We start from the raw sequence: 20529 nt of genomic DNA, 5'->3' as shown, positions 1-20529 counted from the left end.
AATATTAGCAGGGATTCACTTCACTACTGAAGAAATAGTTCATTAATCAAAGGAGGAATGCAAAATGACATTACAGTATTCGAATATTCTCGTAGCAGTTGACGGTTCCAAAGAAGCGGAGTGGGCGTTCAAGAAGTCGATCGGGATCGCAAAACGGAACAACGCGTCGTTGAACCTGGCTAATATTATCGATACACGTTCATTCGCAGCAATCGAAGCATACGACCGGTCGATCGCGGACCGCGCACAAGCTTTCGCGGAAGAGCTCTTGAATGGTTACAAGAAAGAGGCGGAAGCGGCAGGTGTTGAAAACATCAACATCGTCGTTGACTACGGTTCTCCTAAATCGATGATTTCCCGCGATTTGTCCAAGAAAGTCCATGCCGACTTGATCATTTGTGGTGCGACTGGCCTTAACGCGGTCGAGCGCTTCTTGATCGGTAGTGTTTCTGAACACATCGTCCGTTCCGCAAATTGTGACGTACTCGTTGTGCGGACTGAAGAGGACGTGCAGGGCCAAGCATCCGATTCATTCAAACAGCTTTAATCGAAAAAAACGAAAAACAGCTTGCTATCTACTTGGCAAGCTGCTTTTTTTATTGTTATTCTACATCTCGCGCATGGCGCATTTCTTCCATCCGTTTTTCCAGAAGATTAAGTCTCCGTTCGTTCGAATACCCGAATGCCATTAAAATCCCGCAAATTGCACCCAGCATGATGCCCAGCTCCTGCAGGATGATAAAACCAATCATCGAAAAAACGACAATATACAACAATACTTTCAAGTCCTCATCCCCCTCTGTGCTTTAATATAATTCAACACTCACTCCTTTGTTCCTTCAATTTGGATTCCTGCGTTTCAACAAAAAAGACCATTCCCCTTTTTCAATTAAGAAGAATAGTCTTGGTTAACATAATAAAATTATCAAGCTAGTGCCCAAAGTAATGCGACGATCATCGTTGTACCCAGGACGCTGCCGAGCAAAAACCATTTCCTGCTGAGACCTTTGTTCCGCTCTTCCTTGAACGGCTTCATGACCGGCACAAATATATAAACGACTAAGGCGAGGCCGCCATATATCCACTGGAGCTTATTGCCGCTCTCGTAATTCAGGAATAGATAAATGAACACGAGAAACGGCAAGCCGAGCATCATCGAATTCAATAAGCCAATGCCGAATAGCTTCGGCTGCGTCGCAGCTTTCTCCATGCCTTCTCCTCCACTTCTCTGGTCAGCAGTCACTGCCCTTTCAATTCATAGCCACATGCAAGAATCGCCTGTTCGGCAAGCACCGTCAAGGAATCCAAATACAAGTCGCCAAGACCGAGTTCGCGTTTGACGATCGAAAGCTCCGTGCAGCCGAGAATAACGCGGTCACAGCCATTTGCGGTCATGAACTGCTCGACGTCGTTCCACATCGCAAGATCTACAGGTTCGCCCGCTTTGATCTGTTCATAAATGACTGCCATCACTTTGTTCTGCACGTCTGCATCCGGTAATACGACTTCCAAACCGTGTGCACGGCATGCTTCTTGATACACTTTCGACTGAATCGTCCCGCTTGTCGCGAGAATCCCGATTTTCTTCGCCCCATCCTTTGCTGCACGCGCAGCTGTTTCATGGATCATGTGCAAAATCGGAATCGGCGAACCATCAGAAAGCTCATCATAAAATGTGTGTGCTGTGTTGCAAGGGATGATGATCAGATCCGCACCAGCCGCTGCAAGACGTTTCGTGTCCTCGACCATGACCGGTACCGCATTTTCTTCAGACTTCCCGAGGATGTATGCAGTGCGGTCGGGAATGGACGTGTTGTTCGTGATGATGGTATGGATATGTTCTTGATCCTTCTGCGCTTTCGTCAACCGGACGATCATCTCACCGATCATCATCGTCGCCAACGGACCGACACCGCCGAGGATTCCTAAAATCTTCTTCTCCATCGATCAGGACAACCCTTTGTTGTTGAAGTATTTTTTGTACTTCCGATAGTAGTTCAAGTTATTGAGCGTCAATTTGATCCATCGTTTCGGATTCATATCCTTCTTATAGAACAACGAGTTGGTCACTTTTCCTTGCTTGATCAATTGCTTCGCTTGATTCAACAGCACCTCATTTTGTGCGTACTTGAACAGGACACCGTTTGGAATGATTGTCCAAAGGTGCTTTTCTTTCGCGTAATGAAGCGGCTGGTCAACGTTGAAGATGTGGTCGTCCGTGACGTATTTCATCAAGTTCGAGCCACCAGCAGTCACGTAGTACGAGCTGCGGCCGTTACGCAAGTTGATTTCGAACAGCTTGTATTCATTGTCACGCGCATCATACTTCATATCGAAGTTCGCGAAGCCTGTGTAGCCGATGTCTTCGAGGAAGTGACGAACTTTGTCCATCAGCTTTTCATCGAATGTGTTGATGATCGCTGCATAACTTCCGATGCCTTCCGGTGTGTGTTCTTCGAGGATCGGGTTACCAAGTGACATCAGCTTCACTTTGCCGTCTTTGCCGACATACGAATTCAGTACGCGCATGTACGAGTCATCACCAGGGATGAACTCCTGGACTGTCAAGTTGTCTTTGTAGCTCGACTTATAGATTGCATCCAAGATTGCCGCCTTCTCTGCTGGGTCGTGTGCGACGAACACTTTTTTCTTCCCTGGGAATGAGCATGCCCAATAAGCGACTGAGTTGGACGCTTTGATGATAATCGGGTAAGCGAAATCTGGATCGAATTCACGATGGTTTTCATACGTGCAGATCGTCGTTTTCGGATAACTGAAGCCATACTGTTCACAGATCTCGTAAAAGTTCTCTTTCAGGACAATTCGGTTCATCAGCTCTTCATCTATATACGGAACTGCAAAATACGATGTCAGCTGAGGTTTATTTTTAATGATGAGTTTTGCATAATCATCCCCGCATGCAAGGAGCAATAGTTTCAGATGAGAAAATTCCTTCGCCACTTCCATGAGCGCAGGAACGAATCTGTCTTCGTCCGTCAAGTCCGGGATTGCACGGAACTCGAGGATGCTGCTGTCCTGTGTAGCGGTCAGGCTGGCTCTTCCAAGGATGAGTGGCTCGATGCCGTATGCCTCATGGAATGCACGCGCCATCCCATATGCGTTCATATCCGACCCAAGCAGGACCGGAAGAAATGTTTGTTCGTTTTTCAAAAAAATCATCTCACTTCTATTTAGATTGCTACAATAGTTTACCACAATTGCTCCGTAAAATTAATTAACGCCCATCCGATTTACGGAATGGGCGCTGGGAACCATCATTTATTGTCTTTGAACCATGCGTTCACTTGCATGAAAAACTTGGACATTGACTGTGGTTGGGACATGTTCGGCACTTTCGCAAGAAGGACTTCCTTCGGTGCGCGAAGTCCTTCTTTTTTCTTCTGCAAAACAAGGATGCCTTTTGCGTGTCCAGCATTCTTGAACAAATTCGAAGGCAATTCCATTACGGACTGGATGTGCGCATTCGCCTTCAAGAAAGAATGGAGCTGCGGTGCTTGCGGAGATTCGAATAACGCTTGCGGGACGACGAAGAACAAATAGCCGCCTTCTTTTGTATGCTTCAACGATTGCTCAATGAATAGGTGATGTGCATAAGACATCCCTTCCTCTCCTTTCAGCTCGAATTCAGCTGCATGGTCATCATGCGGATAATAGCCGACTGGCAGATCCGAGACGACTGCATCGACCGGATCGATCAGGAGTGGCTGCAATGCATCCTGCAAATAGAACATCACCGGCTGTTCGACCAAATTCCCAGTATTCGCTGCCAGACGAATCAGCAGATCATCGATTTCGACGCCTGCCGCTCTCGTCCGATCGCCGAGGTGATTCATGACTGTCAGTAGAAGGTTCCCTGTTCCGACTGCCGGGTCCAGGATGGAGATTGCCTCTTCTTTCACGAACAAGTCGACTAGATATCCGATCAATAAGCCGAGTGCATCCGGTGTCATTTGGTGATGTGGCTGGACGTTTTCCTGCATGCCCTTTAGAACCGTGAGCTGAATTGCTTTCCGGATATCCTCTTTCGAAGGTGTTCCTTCTGGACGCAGGTCGCCGTCGAGCCATTTGTCTGTTGCAGCAAGCAAGCTTTCCAAATAGGAAAGGTCTTCCTGCTGCTGGATGTTCGTTGTTTCACTTTCAAGCCAATAAAATAATTTTTCCATTTCGCTGTTCATTGATATTCCACCTCAACAAGGAAACCCACTCTGCTTGAGTGGGTTTTCTGTATTATTCATTTGTTAGTTGTTTGACGGCATTGATTGCTCCGTCGTAATCCGGATGATCCGTTCCTTCAGAGACATATTCAACGTATGTCACTTTGTCCTCTGGATCGATGACGAAGATCGAACGCGCAAGTAGGCGAAGTTCTTTCATTGATACGCCGTAAGCTTCCCCGAAAGAAAGATCGCGATGATCAGATAGTGTGTTCATTTTCTTAGCATTGTTGCTTTCCAACCAACGTTTCTGTGCGAATGGAAGGTCAGCTGAAATTGTCAGCACTTCGACGTTGTCGCCGAATTTTTCCGCTTCTTCATTGAAACGGGCAGTTTGTTTTGAACAGACGCCCGTATCAAGTGAAGGTACGACGCTAATCAAACGAACTTTGTCTGCGCTGCTTTCCAATGTCACTGCCTTCAAATCATTCGATAGTACTGTGAAGTCTGGTGCAGTGTCTCCGACTTTCACTTCTGAACCTGGTAAAGTAACCGGATTCCCCATAAATGTGATCTGTACCAAAATAGAACGCCTCCTACTCATTGTTCCTTCATTTTAATCGAATGCCTCTGTTTGTTGCAACTCATTCCGCCCAACACTTTCCACACGTACCTTGCGCTCGCGGTAAGAGGCTTCATGAATGACCGTTGTATCCGCGATAAAGTCATGGACACCTTGCTTCAGCGGTGTAAAACCGACAAGCCAATATAGTGGCAAAATCGTCACTGACAAAAAGCGGCCGATCCATTCGCGGAACAGCAATGTGCCCCATGTCAGCTTTTCCTGCTTCAGTGAAACGACTTGGATCCCCATCACCATCTTGCCGAGTGTCTGACGGAAAAACTTCGTCATCAAGACGAAATAGCTGTAGAACAGAATGGCTGACAAAATCGCGTATGGTGCGTACCATTCCGTTCCGCCCGTCTCCATGCCGAGTATGCCGAACACCGGCTTCAACAAGATCGAGGTGATGCCCCAGATGACTGCAACGTCCAGCAAGTACGCCCAAAAACGCACCCAAAATCCTGCAGGCTTGCGTTCATACGCGATGGTTTCCGAATACTGCGGAGTGACGTGGCGTTCTTTTTCCAATGTCACACGTTCCTGTCCTTCATTGTGTACATCTTCTGCCATGATCGTCCCTCCTTATTTCTCACCGTAAATATACATCATGCGTGGTGCGCTGTAATCTGCCAATAGTTTCGCAATGGCTTGTTCTTCCGCACTCGCTCCGAACAATGAACCTGCTTTCGCTGAGAACAATGATCCCCAGCTGTCGCCGATGCCGTATTCGAATACAGTCGCATTCTCGACACCTAGATCCGTTTTGATCGCTGCAATCGTATCTTCTGCATAACCGAAGTCATCCGCCAGTCCTTGATCGACTGCTTGGCGACCGTTCATGATGCGGCCATCCGCGAACGTCTTCACTTGCTCCTCGGACATTCCACGTCCTGCTTCGATGACATCGACGAACGCTTCATACGAGCTGTCCAACATTTCCTGGAGCAATGCGCGTTCATCATCTGTCATTTCACGTGAAGGGCTTAAAATATCTTTGTACGGACCGGATTTGATCGTCACGAAGTCGATTCCGTAACGTTCAGCCAACTCGCCGTAATTGACGCTCTCCATGATGACGCCGATCGAACCTGTCAATGTCTCTTCGCTGACGAAAATCTTATCGGCCGGAGCAGCTATGTAATACCCACCGGAAGCTGCCATCGATCCCATCGAGACATAGAATGCTTTTTCCGTCTCTTCTTGAATTTCGATGATCTTATCGTAAATCTGTGCTGATTCCACGACTCCGCCACCTGGCGAATTGACTTTCAATACGACACCTTTGATCGTATCGTCGTTCCGGATCTGCTCCAGTTGTTCCATGAACAGTTTATGGTCATAGCCAACAGTTCCGAAGAACGGCGAAGTACTTCCTGTGTCCTGGATGACGCCATCCACATTCAGCACGGCGATCCGGTTGTTCAGATCCCCGCTCTCGATGATATTTTCACCGAGCTCCGTATCCGTCGCCATTAACATGTCATCAAAGCTCGTCGATAAGGTTGCTTGAAAAATCGCATACGCAGAACTGACAGCGATCGAGATGAACAAAACCAATGCTGCTGCTCCTAATGCAATCCAACGTTTCATATTCATTTTCCATTCCTCCTTCTCTCTCTACTGTAACTTATACGACCTACATGATAAAACGTTTCGTCATTCCATCATTTTCAGCGTAAAGTCGATCTTTTGTCCTTGTACCTCTTCCGCGCTTCCACCACTTTCGTCCCTGTAAATAAGACCAAAGCGGCCCAGATCAGTGAGAAGGACAGCAAGTCGATTGCGCCGAATGCTTCTCCGTAAAGGAAGACACCGATGACGAGCATCAATGTCGGCGCGATGTACTGCAGGAAGCCGACGACATACAAAGGGATGAGCGGTGCCGCAATTGCGAAGAGCCATAGCGGCAGTGCTGTCGCCGCTCCACTGATAATCAGCATAAAATCGGTCGATAAGCCGGTATGTCCGATGGCGGCGCGGCCATCCACGAACAAATAGACGTAATAGCCGAGTGCAACCGGCAGGACAAATAGCGTCTCGATCGCCAACCCACGCAAGGCGTTGAGCTGGATCGTTTTCTTGATGTAGCCATAGGTCGCGAAAGTAGTAGCCATCCCGATTGCGAGCCATGGCAAGGATCCATACGAGATGGTCAAAATCGTCACGCCGACTGCCGCAAGGACGAAGGAAATTTTGATCGACGGCGATAGTTTTTCCTTCAAGACAATCGCCCCGATCAGCATCGAAATGAGAGGGTTGATGTAGTAGCCGAGACTCGTCTCGACGATGTGATCATTCGTGACAGCATATATGTAGAGGAACCAGTTGCCCGAGATGAAGAGCGACGCCAGCATCAGCGTGAAGAACTTCTTCTTGTCGCGCCACAATGATTTGATATCCGCGATCCACTGCTTCCCGCCACCGAGCGTGATGATGAGCAGCACAGTCAGGATGAAGGCAAAGACAATACGTGCTGCCAGTAATTCATCTGCCGGGACGTGTTCGACTTGCTTCCAAAAAATCGGCAGCATCCCCCAGATCATGTACGTAAAAACGGTAAGAACTATCCCTCTTTTTTCATCTGTCATCGTGATCGCACCAATCGTCGTGTATTTTACTTTCGCTTTATTACACTATAGCCCATTTGAATCCATTTCGATATAAATGAAAACTGTGCATATCCCATTTACGGGATGACACACAGTTTCCGGAAAGTCATTTCTTTTGTTGTTCTGCTTTGCGCAACTCCACGCGGCGAATCTTACCAGAAGCCGTCTTCGGCAGTTCTGTGCGGAATTCGATTGAACGTGGATATTTGTATGGTGCTGTCATTTCTTTCACGTGGTTTTGAAGGTCCTTCACTAATTCTTCCGTTCCTTCCTGTCCTTCGACTAGAACGACGAATGCTTTGACAATTGCACCACGGATTTCATCTGGTGAACCGACAACCGCACACTCTTGTACCGCTGGGTGCTTGACGAGTGCATCTTCAACTTCGAACGGCCCAATTGTGTAGCCAGAAGAAATGATGATGTCATCGCCGCGGCCTTCAAACCAGAAGTAGCCGTCTTCATCTTTAGCTGCTTTATCGCCCGTAATGTAGTAATCGCCACGGTACTGCATTTTCGTCCGCTCTTCGTCTTTGAAGTATTCTTTGAACAGCGCAGCTGTTTCGACGTGAACTGCGATATCCCCTACTTCACCGACTTCAGCTGGCTCGCCGAATTCGTTGACGATCTCGACACGGTTCCCCGGTGTCGGTTTCCCCATCGAACCTGCACGGGACTCCATGCCCTTCATGACACCGACCAGAAGAGTGTTCTCTGTCTGGCCATAACCATCGCGTACTTCCAAGCCGAATTTGTCCTGGAAGACATTGATGACTTCACCGTTCAGCGGCTCGCCTGCTGAAACTGCACTGTGAAGTGATGACAAGTCGTATGAACCAAGGTCCGGCTGTTTCGCCATGATCCGGTATTCTGTCGGCGTACAGCAAAGAACATTGATTTTACGCTCTTGCAAAAGCTCCAAGTAAACTGTCGCGTCGAACTTGCCGTTGTAGACGAACCCAGTCGCGCCGCTTCCAAGTGTTGCAAGGAACGGACTCCAGATCCACTTCTGCCAGCCTGGACTTGCAGTTGCCCAAACAAGGTCTCCTTCAGTTGCCCCTAACCAATGTTCAGCTGATGTGCGAAGATGCGCATATGCCCAGCCGTGGCTATGTACTGCACCTTTCGGATTGCCTGTGGTCCCAGACGTGTATGAAAGGAACGCCATGTCACTGCTCTTCGTGCCAGGGTCTTTATAGACATCAGAAGCTTGTTCGATTTCATCAGTCAAGGAAACCCAAGTTTCTCCAGCTTTCCCGATGACGAATTTCACAACGTTGTCCAGTTCGGCTACCCCTTCGAACTGATCCACGAATGGCTCATACGCAATGACAGCTTTCGCATCACTATGCGTCAATCGGTAAGAAATATCTTTCGCACGCAGCATTTCAGAGCTCGGAATTACGACTAATCCAGCTTTCAATGCGCCGATATATGTAACGTATGCTTCGACAAGTCGCGGTACCATGACCAGGACGATATCGCCTTTTTTCAATCCCACTTTTTCGAAGCTGTTCGCAGCACGGTTCGCTCGCTTGATCAGCTCGTCATAGGTAATCTCTTTCTGGTCCCCTTGATCGTTCTCCCAGTGAATTGCAAGTTTGCCTTCCCCGGTGGCATAACGCTCGATTTCCTCGACCAAGTTATACGATTCTGGTGCATGCAAATTTTGTGTAGTCATCTGAATCTCTCCTTTGTTGTAAATACTCCAATTATTATTATACCTCAATAAAGTTTGTTTAAAATTATTATTCAGAATAATTTTACAAAAATGACAGAACGCCTTGCTGGGTGAAGGTGTTTGTTAGGTTGGGGGGATCGTTGCAAAGTAGTAGCCAGAGGCAGTCTGGCTACTACTTCTGCGACGAAGCAGCGAAGCGATGCAGGAGCAATTGGTTGTAGTAGCCAGAGGCAGTCTGGCTACTACTTCTGCGACGAAGCAGCGAAGCGATGCAGGAGCAATTGGTTGCAAAATCAAAAAAACAGCGCATCCAAGGTTCACTGCCTTGGATGCGCTGCTCGCACTTTTCAAAGTAAATCTTCGAATTCTTTCTTGTCGACACGCGGGAATTTAATGACTTCACGCTGCGCAACGCATTCTTCGATTAGCGAATCGAAATCGAGGTAGCTTTCATAATGCTCGACCTTCTCAAGCTTCGGTTTCGTCTTCGGATTGGCAGGCGTGAAAATCGTACAACAATCTTCATATGGACGGATCGAAATATCGTACGTGTCGATTTTTTGCGCGACGTCGATGATCTCCAGCTTATCCATCGCGACGAGTGGACGTAAGATCGGTGCCGACGTGACCGCATTGATCGCGTGCATGCTGTCGATTGTCTGGCTCGCAACTTGACCGAGACTTTCCCCGTTAATGATCGCTTTGGCATCGACCTCTTTCATGACACGCTCCGCGATCCGAAGCATCATGCGTCGTGTAGATGTCATCGTGATATTCTCCGGCATCTGCTTGTGCACTTGCTGCTGAAGTTCCGTGAACGGGATGATGTGAAGCTTGATGGATGCGCCGTAACGGCTCAAGCGTTCTGCTAAATCAAACACTTTCTCTTTCGCTCGCTCGTTCGTATATGGCGGACTGAAAAAGTGGATGAGTTCGAGACGGACCCCACGCTTCAGCATGTAGTAGCCTGCCACCGGACTGTCGATGCCACCCGAAAGCATGAGGAGCGCTTTGCCGCCAGCACCGACCGGCAAACCACCCGCACCTTGGATGACTTCAGCCATCAAATATGCCGCTTCTTCACGGATCTCGACCTTCAATTCAATATCCGGTTTTTGCATCTGCACGTGAAGCTCCGGAAAATTGCGGAGAACATGCGAACCGATTTCTTTCATGATCTCGAGCTTCTCCAACGGGTATGCTTTGTACGGACGCTTAACGGTCACTTTGAAAGATTTGCCTTCCGTATCTAGCTTGCTGATGACTTCCTTCGCTGTCACCTTGAGCTGCTCCGGCTCATGCCCGCATTCGATGACCGGGCTGAACGATTGGATCCCGAAGACGGACGGCAGGCGGACGATGATTTCTTCCATCTCCCGCTCATTTTCACAGAAGATAAACATCCGGTCACGTTCAGCGCGGATCTTGAAAGAAGAAAGATCGGACAACGTTTGCCGGATGTTTTCTCGGAGATGCGAGATGAACGACTTTCTGTTCTTCCCTTTCGTCGATAATTCTCCGTAACGGATCAATACTTGATTTGTTTTCATCTATTTAAACTCCTTTGATCACTTCATAAACATTCTGGAATGCCTGTTTAAATTTATCAATGTCCGTGCGATTTGTAAAATCTCCGAAACTGATCCGGATGACGCCGTTGCGGTAAGGTTGCGGAAGTCTGATTGCTTCGATTACATGGCTTGTCTTCGTGTTCTTCGACGAACAGGCGCTGGAAGTCGAGACGACGACGCCTTGCTGCTGCAAACCGGAGACGATTACTTCCCCTTTTACACCTCTTACAGCAACCGCCAAAATATGCGGTGCTGCCCCTTGTGGTGAAACGATTTTCACGCGTTCAAATGTTGAAAGGAACGTTCGCAGGTCATTGTTCCAAGCCCTTTGATCCGGCGATGGTGTTGCCAACCTCAACGCTTTCGCAAAAGCAGCAGCATGCGGCACTGATACCGTCCCACTCCGCACACCGCTTTCCTGTCCACCACCATGAAGAACCGGCGCGAGCTCGACGTTGTTGGTCGCCAAAATGCCGCTTCCTTTCAACCCGTGCAGTTTGTGGGCAGACACAGTCAGCAAATCCGGCATCGCATCTGCAGGAAGCGCTAATTTCCCGGCACTTTGCACCGCGTCCACATGAAGGAAAATACGCTTGCCGGCAAGCAGCCGACTGACTTCCGCTATTGGATGGATGGTCCCGATCTCGTTATTGACATGCATCAGGCTGACGAGAATCGTATCCGGTCGCAATGCTTGCTGCAAGTCTTCCAAACTGATGTGGCCACCTTCGTCTACCGGCAGCCGGGTGATTTCAAAGCCTTGCCGCTCCAGTGCTAGTGCTGTATTCAACACAGCTGGATGCTCCGTGACACACGTGATGATGTGCTTGCCACGGTGTGCATAAGTGTGCGCGACACCGAACAATGCCAAATTATTCGCTTCCGTTCCACCGGAAGTGAAATAAACGGTGTCCATCTGTAAGGACCCGGCGATTTGCCGGCGTGCACTCTCCAGCAAGTCTTCCGCTGCGTTCCCCAATGTATGAAGGGATGCCGGATTTGCATAAAATTGTGCACTCGCTTTTACAAAAGTCTCCAGCACTTCTTCCCGCGGCTTCGTCGTTGCACTATTGTCCAAGTAGATCATCTGTTTCCCTCCGAAAAGAAAACCATCAGCAGAACGCTGATGGTTTTCGTCAATCTATTACATGCGCCACGCTTCTTCTTTTGAAAGTACTTCAATGCGCTTCATCGAGCCTGGTTCGAAATCTTCGACTGCTGTCGCCGCTTCTTCAAGCGCCTTCGCATATCGGAGTTGTCTGAACGATTCTTCCGCTTCCTTCAGTTTGCCGTCCAATTGCTGGTCTGCTTTCCGGTAACGGTTCCCGTATTGGATGATCCGTTCGACAAGTTCCACGTTCTCGATCGTTTCGTCTGTCCGTTTCGCGACTTCTTCGATGCTCATTTCCGCTTTGGCCAAATGCTGGCTCACTTGCTTCATGTTCAACGGGACTTCGTTCAACGCTTTGATGACGACGAATAAATCCTCTTCCGCTTCTTCAAAGCGTGCGTCAAGTTCTTCCGGGATCCCCGGGATATTCGCTTTGTGCAAAATCCGGTCCGTGTCGATCAATTGACGCTTCAATTCCTCGACACGGCTTCTCGCACCGTTCTCTTCGACACGCAGATCACGCAGCGATTGTGAAAACGCCGCCTGTGCTCCTTGTACTTTCAACAGCTCTGCACGGACATCTTCCAATTCCTCCGACAATCCGGAATACGCAGACTGCTGCTCTTCTGTACGCGAATGCAGCAATTCGAAACGCTGGTACATTTTCTCCAATTGACTTTGCAGATCTTTCGGAATCGCTGCTTCCTGCTCAGGGAGCTTGTATGTGCGTTGAACAAGTGCAGCTTCAGCTGAAATTTCTTTCGCATCCGCAATCGCTTGTTCCAATTGCATTGCCGTCTCTTCTTGATGAGCTTCCACGAAATGCTTCGCTTCCACTTCATCCTCAAGAAGATCGTAGAATGATTCGATTTCATCTTTCATTTCCTGGATCCGCACTTTCACCGGAGCGGTATTCATCTCGGATACTTGCACTTTCAATTCCGCAAGTTCCGCTTCCATTGCGTCGAGCTTCCCTGTCAGTTCAAGGTGCCCCAAGTAATAGGTCTGTTCTTCCATCTCACGTTGGCCGCTTTTCAGCTCGTTGATGCTCGCTGGGATCTTCGATTGGATCTCAGAAAGCAATGTTGGAACTTCTTCGATCAATGTGAACGTTTCCGTTCCTTGACCGAGTAGACCGATGACGATTTCGCGGGCAGCCAAATAGTTGCCTTGATCCGTCAGTTCATCATATTCCTTGAAAGCGGGAGCGAATGATTCAAGACGTTTTTCCAGCGGCTCTGCAGCGACGCCGAATGAGTATTGATGGGCAAGAAGTTTTTTGCGCGCAAGTTTGTATTGTTCTTTCAATACATCCATTTCCGTGCGATTCTTCTCTTCACTGCCGATCAGTTCTTCCAGTTCGTTCAGGATCTTCGTCATTTCCTTGTCGCACTCTTCGATGTCTTTTTCGATCTGCTTCTCGATCGCCGAAGCTTTCCGGAACCGCAGGCGGTCGATTGCATCTTCTGCGTCGAATAAGGAAGCATCGACTTTCGGGATATGTATGTCCATCACTTCTGTCCATTTCGCGCGCCAGCGCTCGAACATCTCTTCCGTCTGGCCGTTCATATTCAGTTGTTTCACTTTCGTCAGTTCTTCAAGAATCGGTTTGTTCTGTATTTGCAATTTCAGTTGTTCTAAGCGCTCAATTTCGGCATTGTGTTTTTTCCGAAACAAAAAGACCGTAATAATTGCCGCTATTAGAATGATGACTGCTATGATGATATACTCCATAATAAGCCATATAGCCTCCTGTTCCCCATTACATTTCCATCGCTTATGTAGTAATTTAACCACTCGGTTGAGTGCTTATGTCATTATAAACCAGCTACTTTGGAATGTCCGTTAGTTGTTCGAAAACCATTGACAAAAACTATTAATTCCAACTTATTAGCTGGATACTATTCATTTTACCATGTATCTATAAGCTTATGTTACCTAATCCAGCAAAAAGCGCTAAATATTTTTCTTGCAATCATTTTGTAATGTAACGCGTGCTTGAATGTTTCGCGGCGAGCGAAGTCAAGTGCGCCATTTCCTTGAAAGAAAGGTGCTGCATTCATGAAAAGAGATGGTCATATCCATACACCTTATTGCCCACATGGCACGACAGACCCTCTCCGTTCATACGTCGAGAAAGCCATAAAAACCGGATTTACTGATGTGACATTCACGGAACACGCTCCCCTTCCCTCTTCCTTCACGGACCCGACACCGTTGAAGGACAGCGGAATGACAGCCGCTCAGCTGCGTCCTTACTTGGATGAAGTCAAGCGCATCAAAGAGGAATACAAGGACCGCATCCGCATCCGGGTCGGCCTCGAAGTCGACTTTATTGCTGGCTATGAAGATAGGACGACGGCGTTCTTGAATGAGTTCGGACCGGAACTCGACGACGCCATCTTGTCCGTCCACTTCCTTCAAGCGAACGACAAGATATTCTGTGCCGATTACAGCGCGGACGTATTCATGGAACTGGCACATGAAACTGGCTCTGTCGAAGCGGCATATCAGCTTTATTACAAAGCGGTTGAAGCTTCCATTGCAGCAAACCTTGGCCCCTACAAGCCGAAGCGGATCGGTCATCCGACGTTGATCCATAAATTCCAGTATGCGCACGGCGAAAAAATCGATGACAACGAAGCAATCATAGCTGTTTTGAAAAAGATTAAATCAGCTGGCCTTGAACTCGATGTCAACAGTGCCGGACTCGCGAAACCGGATTGCCGCGAGCCTTATCCACCATTTCATTTCATTGAACAAGCCCGTCGTCTCGGCATTCCACTCGTCTTCGGATCTGATGCACATAGTGTGTCGGGCTTGCACCAGCGATACGAACAATTCTATACTGACGGTAGAGATACGATCTAAATTTCAGGGGGTAAGTAAACATGTATACACAAACAGACTATAGCGGTACCCGCCAAGAACAATATGCAATGCTCAGCAAGCAATTGGATGCGTTACTCGAAGGCGAACCAAACCGAATCGCCAATTTAAGCAACGCTTCTGCTTTACTCAATGAATTCCTCGAACGCATCAACTGGGTCGGGTTTTATTTAATGGAAGATGGCGAGCTCGTCCTCGGTCCATTCCAGGGAAAAACAGCGTGTGTCCGGATCAAAGTCGGCAAAGGAGTTTGCGGAACGGCAGTCTCGAAGAACAAGACATTGCTCGTCCAAGACGTCCATGCGTTCCCAGGCCATATCGCATGTGATCCTGCGTCCCGCTCCGAGATCGTCATCCCGCTCGAAAAAGACGGCGAAGTCATCGGTGTGCTCGATATCGACAGCCCTGAACTGAGCCGCTTTACACACGAAGATCAAGAAGGTCTCGAACAATTTGCGGCAGTCTTGATGAAGCATCTATAAAAAAAGTGAAAAGCTGGACCGGAATTCTGCCTATTGAAGGCGGAGTCCGGCCCAGCTTTTTTAGATTTCTTGTAATTCCGAACCGAGCTTCGCAAATGCCTGCTCAAGGTCGGCGATGATGTCATCCGTATGTTCCAGTCCGACCGACAAGCGCAGCAACGAATCCGTGATGCCCATCGATTCCCGCTCTTCCTGTGGAACCACCGCATGCGTCATCGAAGCCGGATGCTGGATGAGCGTTTCCGCATCTCCGAGACTAACAGCAATCTTGACGAGTGACAGCGCGTCCATGAAGTTTTGCGCCTGCGCCTTCCCGCCTTCAAGCTCGAAGGAGATCAAACCTCCGCCTGCACGCATTTGCTTGATTGCGATGTCATGCTGCGGGTGATTCTCGTCCGTTGGGTAATAAATCGACTTCACTGCATCTTGACCTTTCAGGAACGCAAGCACTTTCTCCGCATTCGCTACGTGGCGATCCATCCTAATATGAAGTGTCTTCATTCCGCGCAACAATAGCCATGCATCAAATGGCGACATGATGCCGCCGATATCCTTTTGGACCGTCATGCGCAAGCTCTGCATATCTTCCCAGTCACTGCCGACAAGAACGCCACCAATGACATCCCCATGGCCGTTCAAGTATTTCGTCGCACTATGCAATACGTAATCCGCCCCTTGCTCAAGCGGATTCTGCAAGTAAGGCGAGCTGAACGTATTATCCACAACCACTTTGATGTTGTGCTTCGCAGCGACACGTGCCACCGCTTCTAAATTAACAAGTTCCATCGTAGGGTTGATCGGCGTCTCTACGTATAGACACACCGTCTCTGGCCGGATGTGCTGCTCGATTTCTTCCTCTGTCGTCATGCTGATCAAATTATGCGTAATGCCGTACTTCTCTTCCATAATCCCAAGCAGGCCGAACGTACAGCCATAAATCCCTCGTGAACAAAGGACATGATCTCCCGCCTTCGTCAAATAGATTAAGATTGCGCTGACCGCTGCCATCCCGGAACCGAATGCAAGAGCCCCCGCCCCGCGTTCTACTGCAGCCATCCGCTGCTCAAGAATACGCACAGTCGGATTCCCGAGTCGTGAATAAATGTTTCCTTCCACTTCTCCCGCAAAGCGCCGTTCCCCTTCGGCTGCATCCGCGAATGAATACGTCGACGTCTGGTATAACGGTGCCGCTAAACTATCATGGTGCTCTGAGCTGTCATACCCGTGATGAATAATGGTTGTTTCCAAATGGTTCGAATGCTTTTTCATTGATCTTACACCCCTCAACTATGTTAGAAAGCGCTTACATTTCTATCACTTCCCATTCTACATCGATTATCCTTAAAAGAAAAGGGAAAGCTTTGTTTTCATTGACAGAGCTGAAGGTGTCAGGTTATACTATTCTTTGTGTAAAATAATCGCAGCAGTTGTATGTGCGGAGAAGTCCATTTTGTTCCTTGCAGGGAAGTGATTCCGTGTAGAGGTGCATCGTGTAACCCTAGGCTGCTGGGCGAAGGTGCATGAAAATGAAATGGCGGTCGCGTGAATACATCTGGTTTTTTATTTTACAAACAAAAACCAACAATAGAGGAGGAGACATCCATGTCTCGTTACACAGGTCCATCTTGGAAACTATCCCGCCGTCTAGGTATCTCCCTGACAGGCACAGGTAAAGAATTAGAAAAACGCCCTTACGCTCCAGGTCAGCACGGTGCTAACCAACGTCGTAAAGTATCTGAATACGGTTTGCAGTTGCAAGAAAAGCAAAAGCTACGTTTCATGTACGGCGTAACTGAGCGTCAGTTCAAAACATTGTTCAACAAAGCAGGCAAAATGCCTGGTAAACACGGTGAGAACTTCATGATCTTACTTGAAGCTCGCCTTGACAACGTTGTTTACCGTTTGGGTCTTGCGCGCACTCGTCGCCAAGCTCGTCAATTGGTAAACCATGGTCACATCCTTGTTGACGGCAAACGCGTTGACATCCCTTCATTCAGTGTGAAACCAGGTCAAACGATCACTATGCGTGAACGTTCAAACAACTTGGACATCATCAATGAAGCAATCGAAGTGACTAACTTCGTACCAGAATATGTATCTTTCGATGCTGATTCTAAAACAGGTACACTCGTACGCTACCCAGAGCGCGGCGAATTGTCTGCTGAAATCAGCGAACAGCTTATCGTTGAGTTCTACTCTCGCTGATCTCTCGCTGATCGAAAAAACCGCTCCAGCCTCCCCGGTTTTCCGGATGGCTGGTGGCGGTTTTTTTGTCTTTTCAAAACTTCTCGGGGGTGGTAGAGTATTTCCCACAATGGTACGATGGTGAAAAGGAGTTGGAATGCATGCGCATCATTTCTATTTGCCCAAGCAATACGGAATTACTTGCATTTCTCGGCGCCGAGCACTTGCTTGTCGGCGTCGATGATTTCTCGGACTGGCCCGCATCTGTCCACGGCCTCCCGAAACTCGGTCCCGATTTGAACATCGACATGGACAAGCTTGAGGCGCTTCATCCGGATCTCGTCCTCGCTTCACTTAGCGTCCCTGGAATGGAACGGAATGTCGAGGCGCTGATGGAGCGTAACATTCCCCACCTCGTCCTCGATCCACAAAGTTTGACGGACATCGCTGAGGATCTGCGCACTGTCGCAAAAGCGATCGGGATGGATGCATCTTCCATCCTCGCAGAGTACGAGCAGACGATCAAAAACTTGCGTGAGCGTACGGCGAAAGTCGAACAACCGAAGCTCGTCTACTGGGAATGGTGGCCCAAGCCGATTTTCTCTCCCGGCGGTACGAACTGGCTGACTGAGATCAGCGAACTGACCGGTGCACGGAATTGCTTCGGTGACAAGGATACTGCGAATTATCAAGCCGAGTGGCAAGAAGTGATCGACATTGACCCTGACGCCATCTTGCTCGCGTGGGTCGGCATCATGACTTCGAAAGTGAAACCCGCACTCGTGCGGAAGCGTGATGGTTTCACTGGCATGAAAGCGCAAGATGCCATTCATATAATGGAAGAAGAATTGTATTGCCGTCCTTCGCCGCGTCTACTCGAAGGCGCGATCAAACTCGGCCAGCTGCTCCATCCCGAACTCTACAGCGATATTGAACTTCCTTCTTTTTTGCAAGTGAAATCAGCGACCTGAAGCTGGCTTTGAACGTGAATTGTTGTGGAGTTTAGTGAAACGCTTTTTAAAAAGACCTCGAAACGCATTAGATAGCGCTTTTCGAGGTCTTTTAATTTCCACTATTTTCAAATACTGTCCGGATCGGGAAAAACACTGTCCGGAATCACTCATTTACTGTCCGCATTTCGAAAATACTGTCCGGAGCTTTTAGTCCTATAAAAAGAAGGGGACATCCCCTTCTTTTGTTAGAATCCTCTTCTATTCAGCGGGTCCGTATTGTCGCCACTCAGCGGATCTTGATTATTCGGACCGCCTTTGCCAAGCAAACCGTCATCAGACAAGCGATGTTCCCCTTCGTGACGGCCGGCCAAGTCAGCCCGGTCATCATCGACGAGAACCAGGATTTCTCCTTCATTGAAGCTTCTTTCGTATCTTTCCGCTTCATCCTCCGGAATGCCCATACCGATCAATGCACCAGCAAGTCCACCAATCCCTGCTCCGGCTGCTGCGCCTGTCAATCCAGCGACGATCGGACCTGCTGCGACGATCGGGCCGATGCCTGGTATGGCCAGCGCACCGATTCCTGCAAGCACACCACCGACTCCGCCGAGTGCGCCGCCGGTAAGAGCACCAGCTGCTGCACCTTCCCCGACATTCGTATTCGTTTCTTCCGAAATAGCTTCGCTTTCCCGTTTATCTTTGCTCAAAACCGAAATATCTTCACTTGCATATCCTTGGCGTTTCAAATCTTCAATCACTTCGATCGCTTCTCTTTCCGTTCCGTACGAACCGACTACTCTTGCCATTCTTAACGCCTCCTCAAGAATTTCTTTGCACATTCATCTTTTTCCCTTCGTATTACGTGTTAAACATCCGCCACAATCGCTCCAGCGAACGCAAAATAAAACCGCCCCGCTGGCAGCTTAGCGGGACGGTATGTTTCAGTTGAACTGAATCATGTGGTACTTCTTCTTGCCGCGGCGGAAAATCGCGAATTCGTCATCAAGGCGGTCAGCGATGTCCACGATGTGTTCAAGGTCCGTCACTTTTTCACCGTTGATCGAAATAGCGCCATTCGTGACGTCTTCACGTGCTTGTCGTTTCGAAGGAGAGATTCCTGCTTCGACAAGCAAGTCGACGATGTTCGCCGGCTCTTTCGCAAGCTCAACTGAAGGTACATCTTTGAACGCAGCTTTCATTTCTTCCGACGACAAAGCCTTCAAGTCGCCGCTGAACAATGCTTTTGTGATGCGCTGTGCATCTTCAAGTGCCCCTTCACCGTGGATCAGGCGTGTCATTTCTTCTGCAAGTGCTTTTTGTGCAGTCCGCAGATGTGCTTCCGTCTCGACAGATTGTTCTAGCTTCTCGATTGTTTCACGCTCTAGGAACGTGAAGATCTTCAAGTACTTGATGACATCTGCATCCGCAGTGTTGATCCAGAACTGATAAAACTCGTATGGCGATGTTTTCTTCGCATCGAGCCAAACTGAACCGCCGGCCGTCTTGCCGAATTTCGTACCATCTGCTTTTGTCACTAAAGGAATCGTGATGCCGAATGCTTTTGTTTCTTCTTCGTGGTTTTTACGGATGACTTCTAGGCCAGATGTGATGTTTCCCCATTGGTCCGATCCACCGATTTGCACACGGCAGTTGTAGTTGTCGTATAGGTGGTTGAAGTCGATCGCCTGGATCAGCGTGTACGAGAACTCTGTGAAGGAGATCCCACCTTCCAGACGTGATGCCACAGAATCTTTTGCCAGCATGTAGTTGACGGAGATCAATTTCCCGAAATCACGCAGGAACTCGATGATGCTCATGCTGCCGATCCAGTCGCGGTTGTTGACCATCTGCGCACCATTTTCCGCATTGAAATCGAAAATCTGCTGCATCTGCACTTTGATGGCTTCGACGTTCCGGTCGATCTGTTCGACTGTCTGCAATTGACGTTCTTCGTTACGTCCGGACGGATCCCCGATCATTCCCGTTGCGCCTCCGACAAGCAGGATCGGCTGATGGCCGTGCTGTTGGAAACGGCGCAGTGTCAATAATGGAACGATGTGTCCGATGTGCATGCTGTCAGCTGTCGGATCGACACCGCAGTACAAGGAGATCTTCTGTTCGTCCAACAATTTACGCATGCCTTCCTCGTCCGTCTGCTGGTACAGCAAGCCGCGCCATTTCAAGTCATCCAATAATTCATTCGCCATTTTCAAGTTCCTCCTTTGAATTGTCAAACATCGTCCCCGCAG

At 48.7% G+C, this 20529-nt stretch carries 21 protein-coding genes; 5 read left to right on the top strand and 16 right to left on the bottom strand.

Annotated features, from left to right (window positions below):
- The first annotated feature begins 64 nt into the window (after positions 1-64).
- Positions 65-547, top strand: a complete 483-nt coding sequence (locus GIW82_RS00775) for a universal stress protein (RefSeq protein WP_154748034.1) — start codon at positions 65-67, stop codon at positions 545-547.
- Between the two features lie 55 nt (positions 548-602).
- Here the strand turns inward: GIW82_RS00775 and GIW82_RS00770 are convergent, their stop codons facing one another.
- The 13 genes from GIW82_RS00770 to ezrA all read right to left on the bottom strand — a co-directional run bounded on the left by GIW82_RS00770 (position 603) and on the right by ezrA (position 13506).
- Positions 603-785 (bottom strand): hypothetical protein, encoded by a 183-nt coding sequence (locus tag GIW82_RS00770; RefSeq protein ID WP_154748033.1) that lies wholly within the window; start codon positions 783-785, stop codon positions 603-605.
- 140 nt (positions 786-925) lie between these two features.
- Complete coding sequence (locus GIW82_RS00765) at positions 926-1210, bottom strand: hypothetical protein (protein ID WP_154748032.1); 285 nt, start codon at positions 1208-1210, stop codon at positions 926-928.
- A 29-nt stretch (positions 1211-1239) separates the two neighbouring features.
- A complete protein-coding gene (cuyB, locus tag GIW82_RS00760; RefSeq protein ID WP_154748031.1) occupies positions 1240-1944 on the bottom strand; it encodes a cysteate racemase in 705 nt (234 codons plus the stop codon).
- A 3-nt stretch (positions 1945-1947) separates the two neighbouring features.
- Positions 1948-3171 (bottom strand): carboxylate--amine ligase, encoded by a 1224-nt coding sequence (locus GIW82_RS00755; RefSeq protein WP_154748030.1) that lies wholly within the window; start codon positions 3169-3171, stop codon positions 1948-1950.
- A 104-nt stretch (positions 3172-3275) separates the two neighbouring features.
- Positions 3276-4196 carry a class I SAM-dependent methyltransferase gene (locus GIW82_RS00750; protein ID WP_154748029.1) on the bottom strand — a complete coding sequence of 307 codons (921 nt, stop codon included), beginning with the start codon at positions 4194-4196 and terminating at the stop codon, positions 3276-3278.
- 52 nt (positions 4197-4248) lie between these two features.
- Positions 4249-4758 carry a thiol peroxidase gene (gene tpx / locus GIW82_RS00745; RefSeq protein WP_154748028.1) on the bottom strand — a complete coding sequence of 170 codons (510 nt, stop codon included), beginning with the start codon at positions 4756-4758 and terminating at the stop codon, positions 4249-4251.
- 33 nt (positions 4759-4791) lie between these two features.
- The gene (locus GIW82_RS00740; RefSeq protein ID WP_154748027.1) at positions 4792-5370 is read right to left on the bottom strand and encodes an RDD family protein; all 579 of its coding nucleotides are present in this window, start codon (positions 5368-5370) and stop codon (positions 4792-4794) included.
- A gap of 12 nt (positions 5371-5382) precedes the next feature.
- Positions 5383-6396: a signal peptide peptidase SppA gene (gene sppA, locus GIW82_RS00735; protein ID WP_154748026.1), complete on the bottom strand. Its 1014-nt coding sequence runs from the start codon at positions 6394-6396 to the stop codon at positions 5383-5385.
- A gap of 74 nt (positions 6397-6470) precedes the next feature.
- Positions 6471-7388 carry an EamA family transporter RarD gene (gene rarD, locus GIW82_RS00730; RefSeq protein WP_154748025.1) on the bottom strand — a complete coding sequence of 306 codons (918 nt, stop codon included), beginning with the start codon at positions 7386-7388 and terminating at the stop codon, positions 6471-6473.
- Positions 7389-7515: 127 nt separating this feature from the next.
- Complete coding sequence (mbcS, locus tag GIW82_RS00725) at positions 7516-9090, bottom strand: acyl-CoA synthetase MbcS (RefSeq protein WP_154748024.1); 1575 nt, start codon at positions 9088-9090, stop codon at positions 7516-7518.
- Between the two features lie 347 nt (positions 9091-9437).
- The gene (gene thiI / locus GIW82_RS00720; RefSeq protein ID WP_154748023.1) at positions 9438-10640 is read right to left on the bottom strand and encodes a tRNA uracil 4-sulfurtransferase ThiI; all 1203 of its coding nucleotides are present in this window, start codon (positions 10638-10640) and stop codon (positions 9438-9440) included.
- Positions 10641-10644: 4 nt separating this feature from the next.
- Entirely contained in the window at positions 10645-11748 is a 1104-nt protein-coding gene (locus tag GIW82_RS00715; RefSeq protein WP_154748022.1) for a cysteine desulfurase family protein, read from the bottom strand.
- Between the two features lie 57 nt (positions 11749-11805).
- The gene (gene ezrA / locus GIW82_RS00710; protein ID WP_154748021.1) at positions 11806-13506 is read right to left on the bottom strand and encodes a septation ring formation regulator EzrA; all 1701 of its coding nucleotides are present in this window, start codon (positions 13504-13506) and stop codon (positions 11806-11808) included.
- Between the two features lie 327 nt (positions 13507-13833).
- Here ezrA and hisJ point away from each other — a divergent pair, with 327 nt between their 5' ends.
- Together hisJ and GIW82_RS00700 are read left to right on the top strand one after the other, a co-directional pair.
- The gene (gene hisJ / locus GIW82_RS00705; protein ID WP_154748020.1) at positions 13834-14643 is read left to right on the top strand and encodes a histidinol-phosphatase HisJ; all 810 of its coding nucleotides are present in this window, start codon (positions 13834-13836) and stop codon (positions 14641-14643) included.
- Positions 14644-14663: 20 nt separating this feature from the next.
- Positions 14664-15143 (top strand): GAF domain-containing protein, encoded by a 480-nt coding sequence (locus GIW82_RS00700; protein ID WP_154748019.1) that lies wholly within the window; start codon positions 14664-14666, stop codon positions 15141-15143.
- A 60-nt stretch (positions 15144-15203) separates the two neighbouring features.
- Here the strand turns inward: GIW82_RS00700 and megL are convergent, their stop codons facing one another.
- Complete coding sequence (gene megL, locus GIW82_RS00695; protein ID WP_154748018.1) at positions 15204-16412, bottom strand: methionine gamma-lyase; 1209 nt, start codon at positions 16410-16412, stop codon at positions 15204-15206.
- Positions 16413-16745: 333 nt separating this feature from the next.
- On the opposite strand from megL, the gene rpsD reads away from it, so the two are divergent.
- Positions 16746-17348: a 30S ribosomal protein S4 gene (rpsD, locus tag GIW82_RS00690; protein WP_154748017.1), complete on the top strand. Its 603-nt coding sequence runs from the start codon at positions 16746-16748 to the stop codon at positions 17346-17348.
- A 140-nt stretch (positions 17349-17488) separates the two neighbouring features.
- The gene (locus tag GIW82_RS00685; protein WP_154748016.1) at positions 17489-18298 is read left to right on the top strand and encodes a cobalamin-binding protein; all 810 of its coding nucleotides are present in this window, start codon (positions 17489-17491) and stop codon (positions 18296-18298) included.
- A 227-nt stretch (positions 18299-18525) separates the two neighbouring features.
- On the opposite strand, the gene GIW82_RS00680 is transcribed toward GIW82_RS00685, so the two are convergent.
- Both GIW82_RS00680 and tyrS read right to left on the bottom strand, forming a co-directional pair.
- Positions 18526-19086, bottom strand: a complete 561-nt coding sequence (locus tag GIW82_RS00680) for a general stress protein (RefSeq protein ID WP_154748015.1) — start codon at positions 19084-19086, stop codon at positions 18526-18528.
- A gap of 135 nt (positions 19087-19221) precedes the next feature.
- Entirely contained in the window at positions 19222-20487 is a 1266-nt protein-coding gene (gene tyrS / locus GIW82_RS00675) for a tyrosine--tRNA ligase (RefSeq protein WP_154748014.1), read from the bottom strand.
- Positions 20488-20529: the final 42 nt, after the last annotated feature.

Origin of the sequence: Planomicrobium sp. YIM 101495, from assembly GCF_009707665.1 — a bacterium.
Lineage (GTDB): Bacteria > Bacillota > Bacilli > Bacillales_A > Planococcaceae > Planococcus.
Note: the sequence above shows the minus strand (reverse complement) of the source record. Positions and strands in the feature narration are given on the sequence as shown.